The organism is Streptomyces sp. BK239 (assembly GCF_004217285.1).
Taxonomy (GTDB): domain Bacteria; phylum Actinomycetota; class Actinomycetes; order Streptomycetales; family Streptomycetaceae; genus Streptomyces.
Genome location: NZ_SHKS01000001.1, coordinates 563,368 through 579,313, shown reverse-complemented (window position 1 = coordinate 579,313; position 15,946 = coordinate 563,368). Strand labels below are relative to the sequence as shown.

General features: G+C 73.0%; 10 protein-coding genes and 1 pseudogene. 3 read left to right on the top strand and 8 right to left on the bottom strand.

Features of this window, described 5'->3' with window-relative positions; genetic code table 11:
- Window positions 1–120: 120 nt before the first annotated feature.
- Complete coding sequence (locus tag EV567_RS02535; protein ID WP_130436901.1) at window positions 121–1,854, top strand: ABC transporter ATP-binding protein; 1,734 nt, start codon at window positions 121–123, stop codon at window positions 1,852–1,854.
- On the top strand, window positions 1,854–3,782 hold the full coding sequence (locus EV567_RS02530; RefSeq protein ID WP_130436900.1) for an ABC transporter ATP-binding protein: 1,929 nt from the start codon (window positions 1,854–1,856) through the stop codon (window positions 3,780–3,782). The genes EV567_RS02535 and EV567_RS02530 overlap by 1 nt, the downstream gene beginning before the upstream one ends.
- Before the next feature lie 252 nt (window positions 3,783–4,034).
- On the opposite strand, the pseudogene EV567_RS02525 reads toward EV567_RS02530, so the two are convergent.
- From EV567_RS02525 to EV567_RS02505, 5 genes and pseudogenes are all read right to left on the bottom strand, one after another.
- Window positions 4,035–5,312 (bottom strand): annotated as a pseudogene (locus tag EV567_RS02525) (RNA polymerase sigma factor).
- A 71-nt stretch (window positions 5,313–5,383) separates the two neighbouring features.
- A complete protein-coding gene (gene dnaG / locus EV567_RS02520; protein ID WP_130436899.1) occupies window positions 5,384–7,288 on the bottom strand; it encodes a DNA primase in 1,905 nt (634 codons plus the stop codon).
- Between the two features lie 57 nt (window positions 7,289–7,345).
- Entirely contained in the window at window positions 7,346–8,611 is a 1,266-nt protein-coding gene (locus EV567_RS02515) for an NAD(P)/FAD-dependent oxidoreductase (protein WP_130436898.1), read from the bottom strand.
- Between the two features lie 149 nt (window positions 8,612–8,760).
- Window positions 8,761–10,056, bottom strand: a complete 1,296-nt coding sequence (locus EV567_RS02510; RefSeq protein WP_130436897.1) for a deoxyguanosinetriphosphate triphosphohydrolase — start codon at window positions 10,054–10,056, stop codon at window positions 8,761–8,763.
- A gap of 57 nt (window positions 10,057–10,113) precedes the next feature.
- Window positions 10,114–10,947 (bottom strand): sirohydrochlorin chelatase, encoded by an 834-nt coding sequence (locus EV567_RS02505; protein WP_130436896.1) that lies wholly within the window; start codon window positions 10,945–10,947, stop codon window positions 10,114–10,116.
- Window positions 10,948–11,214: 267 nt separating this feature from the next.
- Here EV567_RS02505 and EV567_RS02500 point away from each other — a divergent pair, with 267 nt between their 5' ends.
- Window positions 11,215–11,826, top strand: coding sequence for a vancomycin high temperature exclusion protein (locus EV567_RS02500; RefSeq protein ID WP_207228655.1), 612 nt, complete (start codon window positions 11,215–11,217; stop codon window positions 11,824–11,826).
- An 81-nt stretch (window positions 11,827–11,907) separates the two neighbouring features.
- Here EV567_RS02500 and EV567_RS02495 read toward each other — a convergent pair whose 3' ends face one another.
- The 3 genes from EV567_RS02495 to EV567_RS02480 are packed head-to-tail and all read right to left on the bottom strand — an operon-like array spanning window position 11,908 to window position 15,772.
- On the bottom strand, window positions 11,908–12,675 hold the full coding sequence (locus EV567_RS02495; protein ID WP_130436894.1) for an enoyl-CoA hydratase-related protein: 768 nt from the start codon (window positions 12,673–12,675) through the stop codon (window positions 11,908–11,910).
- Between the two features lie 17 nt (window positions 12,676–12,692).
- The gene (locus EV567_RS02490; RefSeq protein ID WP_242620651.1) at window positions 12,693–14,258 is read right to left on the bottom strand and encodes a hypothetical protein; all 1,566 of its coding nucleotides are present in this window, start codon (window positions 14,256–14,258) and stop codon (window positions 12,693–12,695) included.
- On the bottom strand, window positions 14,255–15,772 hold the full coding sequence (locus EV567_RS02480) for an amino acid adenylation domain-containing protein (RefSeq protein ID WP_130436892.1): 1,518 nt from the start codon (window positions 15,770–15,772) through the stop codon (window positions 14,255–14,257). The genes EV567_RS02490 and EV567_RS02480 overlap by 4 nt, the downstream gene beginning before the upstream one ends.
- Window positions 15,773–15,946: the final 174 nt, after the last annotated feature.

Genomic DNA, 15,946 nt, shown 5'->3' with positions numbered 1-15,946 from the left:
GAGGTGGCGTATAGCACGGCGTTCCCTCGATATTCAGTTGAGGTAACGCCGGTCGCGTGTCCGACGATAGGGGCCACGGGCAACCAACTGCCCCGCCTCGCCGACTCCGAGAGACGTAGCGTGCTCATACGACTTCTGCGGACCTGTCTCAGGCCCTACAAGAAACCCATCGCCCTGCTGGTGGCGCTGCAGTTCCTGCAGACCTGCGCCACCCTCTACCTGCCCACCCTCAACGCCGACATCATCGACGACGGCGTCGTCAACGGGGACACCGGAGCGATCCTGTCCTACGGCGGGCTGATGATCGGCATCTCGCTGGTGCAGGTGCTGTGCAACATCGGCGCCGTGTACTACGGCGCGCGGACCGCCTCCGCGCTCGGCCGGGACCTGCGCGCCGGGGTCTTCGACCGGGTGCAGGCCTTCTCCGCCCGCGAGGTCGGCCAGTTCGGCGCGCCCTCGCTGATCACGCGGACGACGAACGACGTCCAGCAGATCCAGATGCTCGCCCTGATGACGTTCACACTGATGGTGTCGGCGCCGATCATGTGCGTGGGCGGCATCGTCATGGCGCTCGGCCTGGACGTGCCGCTCTCCGGGGTGCTGGTGGCCGTGGTGCCCACGCTGGGCGTCTGCGTGACGCTGATCGTACGGCGGCTGCGGCCGCTGTTCCGGTCCATGCAGGAGCGGCTGGACACGGTGAACCGGGTGCTGCGCGAGCAGATCACCGGCAACCGCGTCATCCGCGCCTTCGTCCGCGACGAGTACGAGGAGCAGCGTTTCCGGAAGGCCAACACCGACCTCACCGACATCTCGCTGCGCACCGGCAACCTGCTCGCGCTGATGTTCCCGGTGGTCATGACCACCGTCAACCTGTCGTCGATCGCGGTGGTGTGGTTCGGCGCGCACCGCATCGACAGCGGCGGGATGCAGATCGGCGACCTGACGGCGTTCCTCGCCTACCTCATGCAGATCGTCATGTCCGTGATGATGGCCACGTTCATGTTCATGATGGTGCCGCGCGCGGAGGTGTGCGCCGAGCGCATCCAGGAGGTCCTGGGCACCGAGTCGAGCGTCGTGCCGCCGTCGTCGCCGGTGCGGGAGCTGCGCCGGCACGGCCATCTGGAGCTGCGCGCGGCCGGCTTCCGCTACCCGGGCGCCGAGGAGCCGGTGCTCAAGGCGGTCGACCTGGTGGCCCGGCCGGGCGAGGTGACCGCCGTGATCGGCTCGACCGGCAGCGGCAAGTCGACGCTGCTCGGGCTGGTCCCGCGGCTGTTCGACGCCACCGACGGCGAGGTCCTCGTCGACGGGGTGCCCGTCGCCGACATCGACCCGGAGCTGCTGGCGCGGACCGTGGGGCTCGTGCCACAGCGGCCGTACCTCTTCGCGGGGACCGTCGCGAGCAACCTGCGCTACGGCAACCCGGACGCCACCGACGAGGAGCTGTGGCACGCGCTGGAGGTGGCGCAGGCCGCGGGGTTCGTGCGAGGGCTGGAGAGCGGGCTGGACTCGCCCATCGCGCAGGGCGGCACCAACGTCTCCGGCGGCCAGCGGCAGCGGCTCGCCATCGCGCGCACGCTCGTGCAGCGGCCGGAGATCTACCTCTTCGACGACTCCTTCTCCGCCCTCGACTACGCCACGGACGCGGCGCTGCGGGCGGCGCTCGGCCGGGAGACCGCCGAGGCGACCGTGGTGATCGTCGCCCAGCGGGTGGCGACCATCAGGGACGCCGACCGGATCGTCGTCCTGGACGAGGGCCGGGTCGTCGGGGCCGGTACGCACACAGAGCTGATGGCGGACAACGAGACCTACCGGGAGATCGTGCTCTCCCAGCTGACGGAAGCGGAGGCTGCCTGATGGCCGGGCCCATGGGGCGCATGATGGCGGGGACCGGTCCGGAGAACCGCTCCCTGGACTTCAAGGTGTCCGGACGGCGGCTCCTCGGCCGGTTCAAGGCCGAACGGCTCACCCTCTACGCGATGCTGTCCTGCGTCGTGCTGAGCGTGGGCCTGAACGTGGTCGGGCCGAAGATCCTCGGCAAGGCCACCGACCTGGTCTTCGCGGGCATCGTCGGGCGGCAGATGCCGGCGGGGGCCGACAAGGAGCAGGTCCTGGACTCGATGCGGCAGCGCGGTGACGGCGCGGTCGCCGACATGCTCCGCAGCACCGACTTCACCCCCGGCCAGGGCATCGACTTCGACGCCGTCGGCCGGGTCCTGCTGTTCGCGCTCGGGGTGTTCCTCGTCGCCGGCATGCTGATGGCGGTGGCGACGCGGCTGGTCAACGCGGCCGTCAACCGCACGATGTTCCGGATGCGCGAGGACGTGCAGACGAAGCTGTCACGGCTGCCGCTGTCGTACTTCGACAAACGGCAGCGCGGCGAGGTGCTGTCCCGGGCGACGAACGACATCGACAACATCGGGCAGACCCTCCAGCAGTCGATGGGCCAGCTCATCAACTCGCTGCTCACCATCATCGGCGTGCTGGCGATGATGTTCTGGGTGTCGTGGATCCTCGCGCTGGTCGCGCTGGTCACCGTGCCGCTGTCGGCGGTCGTCGCGGCGCGGGTCGGCAAGCGGTCGCAGCCGCACTTCGTGCAGCAGTGGCGCTCCACGGGCAAGCTGAACGCCCACATCGAGGAGATGTACACCGGGCACACCCTGGTGAAGGTGTTCGGCCGTCAGGAGGAGTCGGCGCGGCAGTTCGCCGAGCAGAACGACGCGCTGTACGAGGCCGGGTTCCGGGCGCAGTTCAACAGCGGGATCATGCAGCCGCTGATGTTCTTCGTGTCGAACATCAACTATGTGCTGGTGGCGGTGGTGGGCGGGCTGCGCGTGGCGTCGGGCGCCCTGTCCATCGGCGATGTGCAGGCCTTCATCCAGTACTCGCGCCAGTTCTCGATGCCGCTGACGCAGGTCGCGTCGATGGCGAACCTCGTGCAGTCGGGCGTCGCCTCCGCCGAGCGGGTCTTCGAGCTGCTCGACGCCGAGGAGCAGTCGCCGGACCCGGTGGCGGGCGTGCGGCCCGAGGAGCTGCGGGGGCGGGTGGCGCTGGAGGGCGTGTCCTTCCGGTACGACCCGGAGAAGCCGCTGATCGAGGATCTGTCGCTGGTCGTCGAGCCCGGGCACACGGTCGCGATCGTCGGCCCGACGGGGGCGGGCAAGACCACGCTGGTCAACCTGCTCATGCGGTTCTACGACGTCTCCGGCGGGCGCATCACCCTCGACGGCGTCGACATCGCCGCGATGTCGCGGGACGAGCTGCGGGCCGGGATCGGCATGGTGCTGCAGGACACCTGGCTGTTCGGCGGGACCATCGCGGAGAACATCGCCTACGGGGCGTCCCGGGAGGTCACCCGGGGCGAGATCGAGGAGGCGGCGCGGGCGGCCCACGCGGACCGGTTCGTGCGGACGCTGCCCGACGGGTACGACACCGTCGTCGACGACGAGGGGAGCGGGGTCAGCGCGGGTGAGAAGCAGCTGATCACCATCGCTCGGGCGTTCCTGTCGGACCCGGTGATCCTGGTGCTCGACGAGGCGACGTCCTCGGTGGACACCCGTACGGAGGTGCTGATCCAGAAGGCGATGGCGAAGCTGGCGCACGGGCGGACGGCGTTCGTGATCGCGCACCGGCTGTCCACGATCCGGGACGCGGACACGATCCTCGTGATGGAGAACGGCTCGATCGTGGAACAGGGTTCGCACGCCGGGCTGCTCGCCTCCGGCGGGGCGTACGCGCGACTGTACGAGGCTCAGTTCGCGCAGGCGGTGGCCGAGGTGGACTGACCCCGTTTGTCCACACCCTGGGGGCTCCGCCCCCAGACCCCCGACCTGTGCCCACCCACCACCCGACTCGGTCGGGAGAGGGGTGGGCGAACCGAGCTCAGCTCCGGGTGCCTCGTCGGGAGGGGGAGAGGGGGCGGGGTTTTCAGCCCGTCCGGGGGTCCCCCCTCTGGGGGAGTTTGAGGACGAGGCCCGTTCAGGGCCGACAGCGAGGGTCTGGGGGCGGCAGCCCCCGGAGGTCGGCAGCGGGGGCGGTCAGTCCAGGTAGCCGCGGAGTTGGTCGGCGTAGGCGTGGTCACGGAGTTTGCCGAGGGTCTTGGATTCGATCTGGCGTATCCGCTCCCGGGTGACGCCGAAGATCCCGCCGATCTCCTCCAGGGTGCGCGGGCGGCCGTCGGCGAGACCGTAGCGGAGCTGGACGACCTTGCGCTCACGCTCGCCGAGCGTGGACAGCACCGCCTCCAGGTGCTGCCGCAGCAGCAGGAACGCCGCCGACTCCACGGGGCTCGCCGCGTCCCCGTCCTCGATGAGGTCGCCGAGGGCCACGTCGTCCTCCTCGCCCACCGGCGCGTGCAGCGACACAGGCTCCTGGGCCAGCCGCAGCACCTCGCCGACCCGCTCCGGCGCGAGGTCGAGGTGGGCGGCGACCTCGTCGGCGGTCGGCTCGTGCCCCCGCTCCTGCAGCATGCGCCGCTGCACCCGCACGACCCGGTTGATCAGTTCCACCACGTGCACGGGCACCCGTATGGTGCGGGCCTGGTCCGCGAGGGCCCGGGACATGGCCTGCCGGATCCACCAGGTGGCGTACGTGGAGAACTTGTAGCCGCGCGCGTAGTCGAACTTCTCGACCGCCCGGATCAGGCCCAGGTTGCCCTCCTGGACGAGGTCGAGCATGGTCAGGCCACGGCCGACGTACCGTTTCGCCACCGACACCACGAGCCGCAGGTTCGCCTCGATCAGGCGGCGCTTGGCCATCCGGCCCATGACGACGAGCCGGTCGAGGTCGAGCGCGAGGTCGCTGTCGAGGTCGGGGGTGCCGGCCAGCTTCTCCTCGGCGAACAGGCCGGCTTCGACGCGGCGGGCGAGCTCGACCTCCTCGGCGGCGGTGAGCAGCGGGATCCGGCCGATCTCGCGCAGGTACTGGCGGAACAGGTCGGAGGACGGGCCGGCGCCGTCCGCGGCGCGGGGAGCGGGCGTCTCGGCGGGTTCGGGCGCGGCTTCGGGGGCGGCGGCCTCGGGGGCGGTGTCCTCGGGGGTTGTGCCGTCCTCGGGGGCCTCCAGGGCGGCCAGGACGTCCGTCTCGGCTTCCGGTTCCGTGCCGTCGGTGGACGCGTCGGTGCGCGTCCCGGTGTGGGTGAGGGTCCGGGTCTGCACGGGGGCGACCTCCAGGATTTTCGCTGCCGGAATGCGCGACAGCGGCTTCGGGGGCGGAGTCGGCGGCCTCGCCGCTGTCCGTCCCGTACGCGGTGAGCGGAACCGCGGGGTGTGGGACCCGTGGGGGACGGACCGGCCGCGCTCCGAGGACTCAGGCACCGCAACCAGTGTGGGGTACGACACATCGCCGCCACGAGGGGCGTGCGAGGACTTTTTGCGTCCCGCGAGGATCAGAGCGCCGCGGCCCCGTGTTCGCGCAGCGACTGGTCGTACTGCTGAAGGATCCACAGTTCGTTCTGCACGGCGGCCAGTTGGGCCGGATCGCCGCCGGCGGCCAGCCGGGCCAGCTGGGACTGGACGTCGCGCACGCGCCGCTCCACGGCCCGGCGGCGGACGGTGACCAGCTGGGCGCCGGCGTACACCTCGTCCACCGTCTTGCGCATGATCGCCTCGACCGCGAGCTCGGTGACCATCGCGCGGACGGCGTCGTCGGGGGCGGCCTCGCGGACGCGGACCAGGTAGTCCTGCGGGTCCTGGGTGCCGTACTCGGCGCCGCCCGCGTCCGCGATGGCCTGGCGTACGGCGGCGTAGGGGGCGGCGGTGAACTCGTCCGCGCCATAGGCGTCGAAGGCCGGGGAGACCAACTCGGGGCGTTGCAGGGCGAGTTTGAGGAGTTCGCGTTCGGTGGCGTAGACGGGGTTGCGCAGGGTCAGGGCGGGTCCGGTCACGGCGGGGCGGGGGGCGGCCTCGTACCGCTGGGGGCCTCGGCCGGCCGGCGCGGGACCGCCCTTGCCGCCGCGCTCGCGGGCCCAACGGGCCAGCTGTGCAACGCGTTTGACCACGAACTGGGTGTCCAGGATGCCGAGCATGCCGGCGAGCTGGACGGCGACCTCGTGCTGGGCGCCGCTGTTCTTGATGCGGGCGACGATGGGCGCGGCCTCGTCGAGGGCGGCGGCCCGGCCGGCGGGGGTGTCGAGGTCGTAGCGGACGACGATCTGGCGCAGCGCGAACTCGAAGAGCGGGGTGCGGGGTTGGACCAGGTCGGCGACGGCGTCGTCGCCCTTGGTCAGGCGCAGGTCGCAGGGGTCCATGCCGTCGGGGGCGATGGCGATGTAGGTCTCGGCGGCGAACTTCTGGTCGTCCTCGAAGGCCCGCAGGGCGGCCTTCTGGCCGGCGGCGTCGCCGTCGAAGGTGAAGATGACGCGGGCGGAGCCGTTGTCCATGAGGAGCCGGCGCAGGATCTTGATGTGCTCGCCGCCGAAGGCGGTGCCGCAGGTGGCGATGGCGGTGGTCACCCCGGCGAGGTGGCAGGCCATGACGTCGGTGTAGCCCTCGACGACGACGGCGCGGGAGGACTTGGCGATGTCCTTCTTCGCGAGGTCGATGCCGTAGAGGACCTGGGACTTCCTGTAGATCGCCGTATCGGGCGTGTTGAGGTACTTGGGCCCGTTGTCCGCCTCGTAGAGCTTGCGGGCGCCGAACCCGACGACGTCGCCGCCGATGTCGCGGATGGGCCACATCAGCCGGCCCCGGAAGCGGTCGATGGGTCCGCGGCGGCCCTCCTGGGCGAGGCCGGAGAGGATCAGCTCCTTGTCGCTGAAGCCCTTGCCGCGCAGGAAGCGGGTGAGGTGGTCCCAGCCCTGGGGGCTGTAGCCGACGCCGAAGTGGACGGCGGCGGCCTGGTCGAAGCCGCGCTCGGCGAGGAAGATCCGGCCGGTGTCGGCCTCGGGGCTGAGGGCGAGCTGCTCCGCGTACCAGTCGGCGGCGATCTTGTGGGCCTCGACCAGGCGGATGCGTTCGCCGCGCTGGTGGGACGGGTTGTAGCCGCCCTCCTCGTAGCGCAGGGTGACGCCGGCCTGGGCGGCGAGGCGCTCGACGGCCTCGGAGAAGGTGAGGTGGTCGACCTTCATCACGAACGTGATGGTGTCGCCGCCCTCCTGGCAGCCGAAGCAGTGGAAGAGCCCCTTGCTGGGGCTGACCTGGAAGGACGGCGACTTCTCGTCGTGGAACGGGCAGAGCCCCTTGAGGTTGCCGCCGCCCGCGTTGCGCAGCTGGAGGTACTCGGACACGACGGCGTCGATCGGGACCGCGTCCCGTACCGCCTTCACGTCCTCATCATTGATCCGCCCAGCCACGCGTGAATTCTACGGGGCCGGACCGACCCCTCATCGGGCGCGCCGCCGCCGCGGCGGTCAGGGCGCGAGGCCGTCCAGCGGGACGTGCGGGGCGGCCAGGGCGTCCGCGTCGACGCGGACGCCCGAGCGGATCAGCTTCTGGATCGCCTCTGTGACGTCCCACACGTTGACGTTCATTCCGGCCAGCACCCGCCCCTCGCGGAGCCAGAACGCGATGAACTCGCGCTTGCCCGCGTCCCCCCGGATGACCACCTCGTCGTACGTACCCGGCGGCGCCCAGCCGCTGTACTCCATGCCCAGGTCGTACTGGTCGGTGAAGAAGTAGGGCACGCGGTCGTAGGCGACGTCCTGGCCGAGCATCGCGCGGGCGGCGACCGGGCCGCCGTTGAGGGCGTTGGCCCAGTGCTCCACGCGCAGCGTGGTGTCGAAGAGGCCGAGCGGGAAGGACGCGACGTCGCCGGCGGCGAAGATGTCGGGGTCGGAGGTGCGCAGGCTCGCGTCCACGGCGACGCCGCCCCCGTGGGCCCGGTCGGCGAGCCGCAACCCGGCCGCCTCGGCGAGCGCGGTGCGGGGGGCGGCCCCGATCGCGGCGAGCACGTCGTGCGCGGGGTGCTCCTCGCCGTCGTCGGTGCGGGCCGCGAGGACCATGCCGTCCTGCCCGACGATCTCGGTCAGCCGGACGCCGAAGCGGAAGCGGACCCCGTGGTCGCGGTGCAGCTCGGCGAAGACGTTGCCGAGCTCGGGGCCGAGGACGCCGTGCAGCGGGGTCGGTTCCGGTTCCACCACGGTGACCTCGGCGCCGTACTCGCGGGCCGCCGCCGCGATCTCCAGGCCGATCCAGCCCGCGCCGGCGATCAGGATGTGGCCGTTGTCTCGGCCGAGGGCGGCGAGGACGCCCTTGAGGCGTTCGGCGTGGGCGATGCGGCGCAGATGGTGGACGCCGGCGAGGTCGGTGCCGGGGATGTCCAGGCGACGCGGTTCGGCGCCGGTGGCCAGGAGCAGCTTGTCGTAGTGGACGAGGGTGCCGTCGTCGCCGAAGCGGACGGTCTTGGCGGCGCGGTCGACGGCGTCGACGGTCTGGCCGAGGTGGAGTTCGACGTCGTTCTGCGCGTACCAGGCGGGCTCGTGCACGAAGACGCTCTCGCGGGGTTCCTTGCCGAGGAGGTAGCCCTTGGACAGCGGTGGCCGCTCGTAGGGGTGGTCCCGTTCGTCGCAGATCAGTATCACCCGGCCGGTGAAGCCCTCCGTGCGGAGCGTCTCGGCCGCCTTGGCGCCGGCCAGGCCTCCTCCGACGATGACGAATGTCTGATCCGCGTCGACCACGTGATGCCTCCTACGGGGGTCCGGGGGGTGGCCCTCCAGTGAACACTGCTCGTTCCGCCACACGAGCCTCCCGCACGGAGGGTGAGGGGGGAAGAGGGAGTGGCCCGATCAGGCCACGTAGGGGCACTTACGAGTCAGATCCGGCGTTTTCAGGTGCGGGTGGTGAGCCGCGCGTGCAAGGAGCGGGCGGAGGCGTCGGTGAGGGAGGCGACCTGGTCGACGATCACCCGCTTGCGGGCGCGGTCGTCGGGCGCCTGCTCGAACAGGGCGCGGAACTGGGGGTCGAGGTCGTCGGGGGCGCGGGCGGTGAGCGCCTCGGCGAGCTCGGTGATGACGACGCGCTGGTCGGCGCGGAGCAGTTCCTGTTCGGCGCGCTGCATCACGTACCGGTCGGCGACGGCCTTGAGGACCGCGCACTCCAGCCGGGTCTCGTGCGGTACGACGAGTTCGGCGCCGTAGCGGGTGAGGCGCCCGTGGCCGTGGCGCGCGCGGGTGGCGTTCTCGGCGGCGAGGCAGAAGCGGCCGATGAGCTGGCTGGTGGCGTCCTTGAGCCGGGCCTGGGCGACGGCGGTGCCGTCGTAGCCGTGCGGCCACCACTCCTGGGCCTGGAGCCGGTCGAGGGCGGCGGCGAGTTCGGCCGGGTCGGTGCCGGCGGGGACGTAGCGGCCCACCGCGACGCGGAAGACCTCCTGGCGTTCCGGTTCGGCGTGCAGGCTGGCGGGGTCGACGTGGCCGGCGTGCAGGCCGTCCTCGATGTCGTGCACCGAGTAGGCGACGTCGTCGGACCAGTCCATGACCTGGGCCTCGAAGCAGGTGCGGGTGCCGGGCGCGTGCTCGCGGACCCAGTCGAACACGGGCCGGTCGTCCTCGTACACGCCGAACTTGGGGGAGGCGGGGTCGGTGGGGTGGGCGCCGCGCGGCCAGGGGTACTTGGTGGCGGCGTCGAGGGTGGCGCGGGTGAGGTTGAGGCCGACGGAGCCCTCGGCGGTGAACCGTTTGGGCTCGATGCGGGTGAGGAGCCGCAGGGACTGGGCGTTGCCCTCGAAGCCGCCGCAGTCGTGGGCGTAGTCGTTCAGGGCCTGTTCGCCGTTGTGGCCGAACGGGGGGTGCCCGAGGTCGTGGGAGAGGCAGGCCGCTTCGACGAGGTCGGGGTCGCAGCCCAGGGCCGCACCGAGTTCACGGCCGACCTGGGCGCACTCCAGGGAGTGGGTGAGGCGGGTGCGCGGTGTGGCGTCCCACGCGGGGCTGCCGGCGGCCCCGGGGGTGACGACCTGCGTCTTGCCGGCGAGCCTGCGCAGCGCGGAGGAGTGCAGGATGCGGGCGCGGTCGCGCTGGAAGGCCGTGCGGCCCGGGCGTTTGTCGGGCTCGGCCGCCCAGCGGGCCACTGACGTGGGGTCGTAGGGGCCGGGCGAGGTGGGGGGCGTGGTGCCTGCGGTGCCTTCCATGCCCAGAACAGTAGAGGCAGCCGGTGACGGCCGGGGGGCGTGGGGCGCGCGCTGGTCTCAGGCGGAGGCGAGGTGGGGGGTGGTGCGGGCCGGGGCGGCGGTCGCCTGGTCGTAGCGGTGCAGGACGAGCCGGGCCATCGCCTCGTGGGGGCCGAGGGGGGCCGCGGCCGGGCCGGGGGCGGCCGCGGCGGACTCCGTGGCGAAGCGGCCTGGGGCCGTGAAGTAGGAGGCGACGGCGACGCGGTGGCGACCCCGCGCGGTCAGGGCCTCTATCGCCAGGGGGACGGTGGGGGCCGACGTGGTGGCGTAGGCGGGGACGACGGGGACGCCGAGGCGGGCGGACAGCAGCCGGGCGGTGCGGCCGGTGTCGACGGCCGCGTCGGGGTCGCGGGAGCCGGCCGCGGCGAGGACCACGGCGCTGGTGCGGCGCTCGGCGTCGCTCGTCGGGGCGCGCCAGCCGGCCTCGGTGAGGCGGGCGTGGAGGGCGTCCACGAGGAGGGGGTGGGGGCCGAGCGGCGCGGCCACGCGCGTGCGTACGCGAGCGGTCGCGGCCGTCTCGGGGATGTCGCGCTTGACGTGGTAGCCGCGGCTGAGCAGCAGGGGGACGAGGACGGCGTCGGCGGTGTCCGTCGCGTCGAGCCGGGCGAGGGTGTCGGTCAGCAGGGGCTCGTTCAGTTCGATGTGCCCGAGGTGGACGGGCAGCTCAGGACGCAGGGCGCGGACGCGGTCGAGGAGCGCGTGGACGGTGCTCAGGGCACGCGGGTCACGGCTGCCGTGGGCGACGGCGACGAGCGCGGGCGGGCCGGGCCGGCGGCGGCCGTCCGTCCCCGGCCGGGGCGCCGGCCGCACGAGGCCGATCCGGGCGGCGGGCTGGGAGCTGATCCGCTTCATGGACCGATCCTCGCGGTGCGGGGTTGCGTTCCCGTTGCGTGACCGTCACGGGTGTTTTCCGGCGCTTCACGGCGGGGGCGCGGGCGGTGTGAGGAAGCTCGAGGGCGGCGGGCGGAGTGAACCGGAACGGGGCGGGGCTCGTCCTCCCAGGTGAGGGGCGATCGCCGGGCGCCGGGTCCGGGATCGGGGACGGGGGTAGGGGTGAGGTTCCGTCGGCCGAGGCTGCCGCGCACTCGTGCGGGCCGACGGCGGCTGGTGCAGGGTGTGATGGCCGCGTGCGTGCTCGGGCTGCTGCCGTCGACCTGGCTGTACGTGTCGACGGCGGACCGGCTGCGCACGACGGCCGACGCGCCGCGCACCGACGTCGCGGTCGTGTTCGGCGCGGGCCTGTGGCGCGGCGGGCCGTCGCCGTACCTCGCGCGCCGGCTGGACGCGGCGGCCGAGCTGTACCGGGACGGGCGGGTGAAGGTCGTCCTCGTCACCGGCGACAACAGTCGGGAGGACTACGACGAGCCCGACGCGATGCGGACGTATCTGACGCGGCACGGCGTCCCGGACGCCCGGATCGTCAGCGACTACGCCGGCTTCGACACCTGGGACTCCTGTGTGCGCGCCAAGAAGATCTTCGGCGTGGACCGGGCCGTCCTCATCAGCCAGGGGTTCCACATCCGGCGGGCGGTCGCGCTGTGCCGGGAGGCGGGCGTGGCGTCGTACGGCATCGGCGTGAGCGACGAGCACGACGTCACCTGGTACTACGGCGGCACCCGGGAGATCTTCGCGGCGGGCAAGGCGGCGCTGGACGCCCTGTTCGAACCGGACCCCCGGTTCCTCGGCCCGCGGGAACCGGGAGTGGCGCGGGCTCTGGCCTCGGCGGGTTAGCCGGGCGGTACGGCAGCGGCGGCGGGACCTTCCCGCCGCCCACCTGCGCCGACGTCCGCCGACGCCGCGTCCCGCCGTCCGTCACCTCCCCCGGAAGGCCGGCGCCCGCTTCTCCAGGAACGCGGTCATGCCCTCCTTCTGGTCCTCCGTCGCGAACAGGGCGTGGAAGGAGCGGCGTTCGAATCGGATGCCGTCGCGCAGGCCGCTCTCCAGGGCCCGGTCGACGCACTCGCGGGCGGCGCGCACCGCCGCGCGGCCGTACGAGGCGACGGTCCGGGCCGCTTCGAGAGCCTCGGGCAGGACCCGGTCGTCCGGCACGACCCGGGAGACGAGCCCGCAGTCCCCCGCCTCGCGGGCGCTCATGGTGCGGCCGGTGAGGATCAGGTCCATCGCCTTGGCGCGGCCGACGAGCCGGGTCAGGCGCTGGGTGCCGCCGATGCCCGGGATGACCCCGAGCTTGATCTCCGGCTGGCCGAACACCGCGGACTCCCCCGCGATCACCAGGTCGCACATCATCGCCAGTTCGCAGCCGCCGCCCAGCGCCACGCCGTTCACCGCCGCGATCTTCGCAAGGCGCAGGTCGGCGAACTCCTCCCAGGCGGCGAACCAGTCCTCCGCCGCCATCTCCACGGCCGTCCTGCCGGCCATCTCCCTGATGTCGGCGCCGGCCGCGAAGGCCTGCTCGGAGCCGGTGACGACGAGGCATCCGACGCCGGGGTCCCGCTCCAACGGGCGCAGTGCGTCGAGGAGTTCGGCGAGCAGGTCGCCGCTGAGCGCGTTGCGGACGTGCGGGCGGTGCAGCCGGACGGTCACGACCGCGCCGTCGCGTTCGAGCTTGAGGTGGTTCATGTCGACCTCCTGTGGGTCTACGAGTCCCAGATCGCGCCGTACGCGGGGATGCCCCGCCGTTCCAGGCCGTGCACGACCTGCCAGGTCAGCTTCTTGTTGGAGATGCAGATCACGGCCTCCGCGCCGAAGTCCCGGTAGGCGGCGTAGGCGAGGCGCACCATGTCCGGTTTGCCGTGCCGGGAGGTGTCCCAGACGACGGCGTCCGGCTGGACGGCGAGGATCTCCTCGACGAGGGCGTCGCCGTAGGTGGTGCGGGGGTCGCGGGTCGCCCAGACCAGGCGGGAGGGGACCTCGGCGGCGAGCAGATGGGGCAGGCAGGGGCCGATACCGCTGCCGGTCGCCACGTAGACCACCCTTTTGAAGAGGACCTCGATGTTGGCGACCCCGGCGGTGGTGATGCCCTTGACCCAGACGCGGGAGGGCAGGTCGTCGATGAAGGCGCCGGTCCAGTCGCCGGCGCGGGAGACGGTGAGCCGGAAGCCGGTCCGGCCGGGCTCCGGGACGTTGGCGAAGGAGTGCCACTCCGTCCACGGGCTGCGGCTGATGGCCGTGGAGGAGCCGGCGAAGGGGGTCTCGCCGTAGTCGAAGCGGGCCAGCGCCACATGGTCCGAGGGGCGTTCGACGCGGACGTCGACCTTGCGCAGCCGCAGCCAGGGCAGGGCGACGCTGAAGGTGACGAGCGCGAGGACGGTCACCGGCACCGGGCCGGCGTCGGTCAGCAGGGTGTGGGTCCAGAACAGGGCGAGGGCGCTCCAGCCGCCGAAGCGGTGGATCTTCTCGAAGTGGTCGTGGTGGCGGGAGCGGAAGGGCGGCAGGGCGGTGGCGACGATGACGGCGAGGAGGGCGATCAGCGTCCAGCCGACGTACGTCTCGGGCCGCGGGGAGCCGTCCGCGCCGGTTCTGACGGTCAGGGCGAGGAACCAGGCCGTCCCGGCGAGCGCCCCGCCGACGTGCAGTCCGCCGAAGTGGTAGACCTTGCCGAGGGTCCAGCGCAGGCGCAGCGGCCAGGTCGTGGGGGCGGCGGTCGCCAGCCGGAAGAACAGGTTGACGACGTACTGCTGGCGGACGAGGACGGCGAGCGCGAGGTCGGCGAGGGCCGCGTGGGCGAGGGTGCGGTCGGTGAGCGGCCAGGCGGCCCACGCGAAGGCGGCGTTGACGAGGAGGACCAGGGCCGCGAGGCGGTTGTGGTGCATCAGGCGGGGGTGCTTGAGGAGACGGCGCGCCCGGGACGTGAGCGGCGGGAGCACGGCGGCTTCCGCCACAGCGCCGCCGGGCGAGCCGAACGCGCCGGTGGCGCCGGCCGCGGAGGTCGCCCCGGCCGCGGAGGTCGCCCCGGCCGCGGAGGTCGCCCCGGCCGCGGAGGTCGCCCCGGCCGCGGAGGTCGCGGCGGTCGCGGAGGTCGCGGCGGTCGCGCCCCACGCGCCGGACACGGCGGACCCGCCGGCCGCGGAGGTCGCGGAGGTCGCGCCGGTCGCGGAGGTCGCGCCGGTCGCGGAGGTCGCGCCGGTCGCGGAGGTCGCGCCGGTCGCGGAGGTCCCGGCGGACGCGGTGGTCGTCGGGCGGCGGTCGTGGGCGGTGGTCATCGGGTCACCGCCGTGCGCTGCCGGGCCAGCCGCAGCAGCGACTGCTTGTCGATCTTCCCCCGGTCCGTCTCCGGCAGGAATGGCAGGGGCATGACATCCTCGGGCACGCAGTAGTAGGGCAGCGCCTCGGCGACCGCGCGGCGGGCCGCGTCGGGATCGACGCCGGCCGGGCTGACGAAGGAGACCAGGCTGCGGTCGTCGCGCTTGAGCGTGACCGCGCGGGCGCAGCCGGGCAGCCGCTCCAGGACGGCGGAGACGGAGTCGAGTTCGACGCGGAAGCCGCGCACCTTGACCTGGTCGTCGGTGCGGCCGAGGTGTTCGAGCTGTCCGTCGGGGGTCCAGCGGCCGAGGTCGCGGGTGCGGAACATCCGGCGGCCGCCGCCGAGGAAGGGGTCGGGGGCGTAGCGCTCGGCGTTGAGCGCGTCGTCGCCGAGGTAGCCGGCCGAGACGCAGTCGCCGCCCGCCCACATCTCGCCGGTCTCGCCGATGGGCAGGGGCCTGCGGTCGGCGTCCAGGACGTACACGGTGTTGTTGGGGGTGGGGCGGCCGATCGTCAGGAGCGGCGCACAGGGGTCGTGGCGGCTCATCGTGTTGACGATGGTCGTCTCCGTCGGGCCGCAGCAGTTGTGGAAGTTCGCCCTGCGCGCCCACGCGTCCGCGAGCGGGCGGGGGCAGGGCTCCCCGGCGACGGCCACCGCACGCACCCGGGGGCAGGCCGCGGGGTCGATGCCGGACAGCACGGTCGGGGTGGCGATCAGGACGGTGGCGGTGCGGGCGGCGGCGGGGATGTCCTCGCCGCGGACGACGAGGGTGGCGCCGTGGGCGAGGCAGCCGAGGATCTCCCAGGCGGCCATGTCGAAGGCCACGTTGAGGAGTTGGGCCACACGGTCGCCGGGGCGGATGCCGAGGGCGCCGGGTTCGGTGAGCAGGATGTTGGCGACGTTGTGGTGGGTGACCTTCACACCGTTGGGGCGGCCGGTGGTGCCGGAGGTGAACAGGACGTAGCAGCCGTCGTCGGGCGAGGGGGCCGGGAGCGGGCCGGCGGGTTCGTGCGGCAGCGGCTCGTCGAGGGCGATCACCCGCGGACCCCTCGGCGCCCGGTGGGCGTGTTCGGCCAGGGTGAGGACGATCCGGAGGGAGGCGGCGCGGACCACGTGGGCGAGCTGGGCGGCGGGCGCGAGGCCGATGTCCTGGGGGACGTAGGCGGCGCCCGCCTTCAGGACGCCGAGCAGGCCGACCAGCATCGGCAGGGAGCGGCGCACGAACAGGCCGACGTGGTCGCCGGGGCGGACGCCCTCGCGGACGAGGCGGGCGGCGAGGGCGTCGGCCCGGCGGTTCAGCTCGCCGTAGGTGAGGAGCTCGCCTTGGTGTTCGGCGGCGACGGCGTGGGGCGCGGTGCGGGCGTGCCGTTCGACGGCGCGGTGGATCAGCGGGTCGGGGACGGGGACGACGGGTCCGTGGCCGTAACGGCGGAAGAGCCGCCGGTCGTGGGGGGCGAGGTGACGCAGAGGCATGGGGCGGACCTCCAGGCTGCTTCGAGAGTCGGTGACATGGCCGGGGGACGGCGGCATGCCCGTGGTGTCGAAAGCCGTGCGAGTGCCTTGCGCCGAACGACTGTAGTGGTGTCGGTTCAACTCTCAACTAGGTTCTACCGGCCAATTTTGCGACGATATGAGCCACTTGTGGTG

Bases quoted from the DNA above. Each gene is read 5' to 3' on its own strand.
- EV567_RS02510 (WP_130436897.1), bottom strand. From the start codon at position 10,056: ATGGAAGGCACCGCAGGCACCACGCCCCCCACCTCGCCCGGCCCCTAC.
- EV567_RS02495 (WP_130436894.1), bottom strand. From the start codon at position 12,675: ATGAACCACCTCAAGCTCGAACGCGACGGCGCGGTCGTGACCGTCCGG.
- EV567_RS02505 (WP_130436896.1), bottom strand. From the start codon at position 10,947: ATGAAGCGGATCAGCTCCCAGCCCGCCGCCCGGATCGGCCTCGTGCGG.
- EV567_RS02530 (WP_130436900.1), top strand. From the start codon at position 1,854: ATGGCCGGGCCCATGGGGCGCATGATGGCGGGGACCGGTCCGGAGAAC.
- EV567_RS02490 (WP_242620651.1), bottom strand. From the start codon at position 14,258: ATGACCACCGCCCACGACCGCCGCCCGACGACCACCGCGTCCGCCGGG.
- EV567_RS02500 (WP_207228655.1), top strand. From the start codon at position 11,215: ATGGCCGCGTGCGTGCTCGGGCTGCTGCCGTCGACCTGGCTGTACGTG.
- EV567_RS02480 (WP_130436892.1), bottom strand. From the start codon at position 15,772: ATGCCTCTGCGTCACCTCGCCCCCCACGACCGGCGGCTCTTCCGCCGT.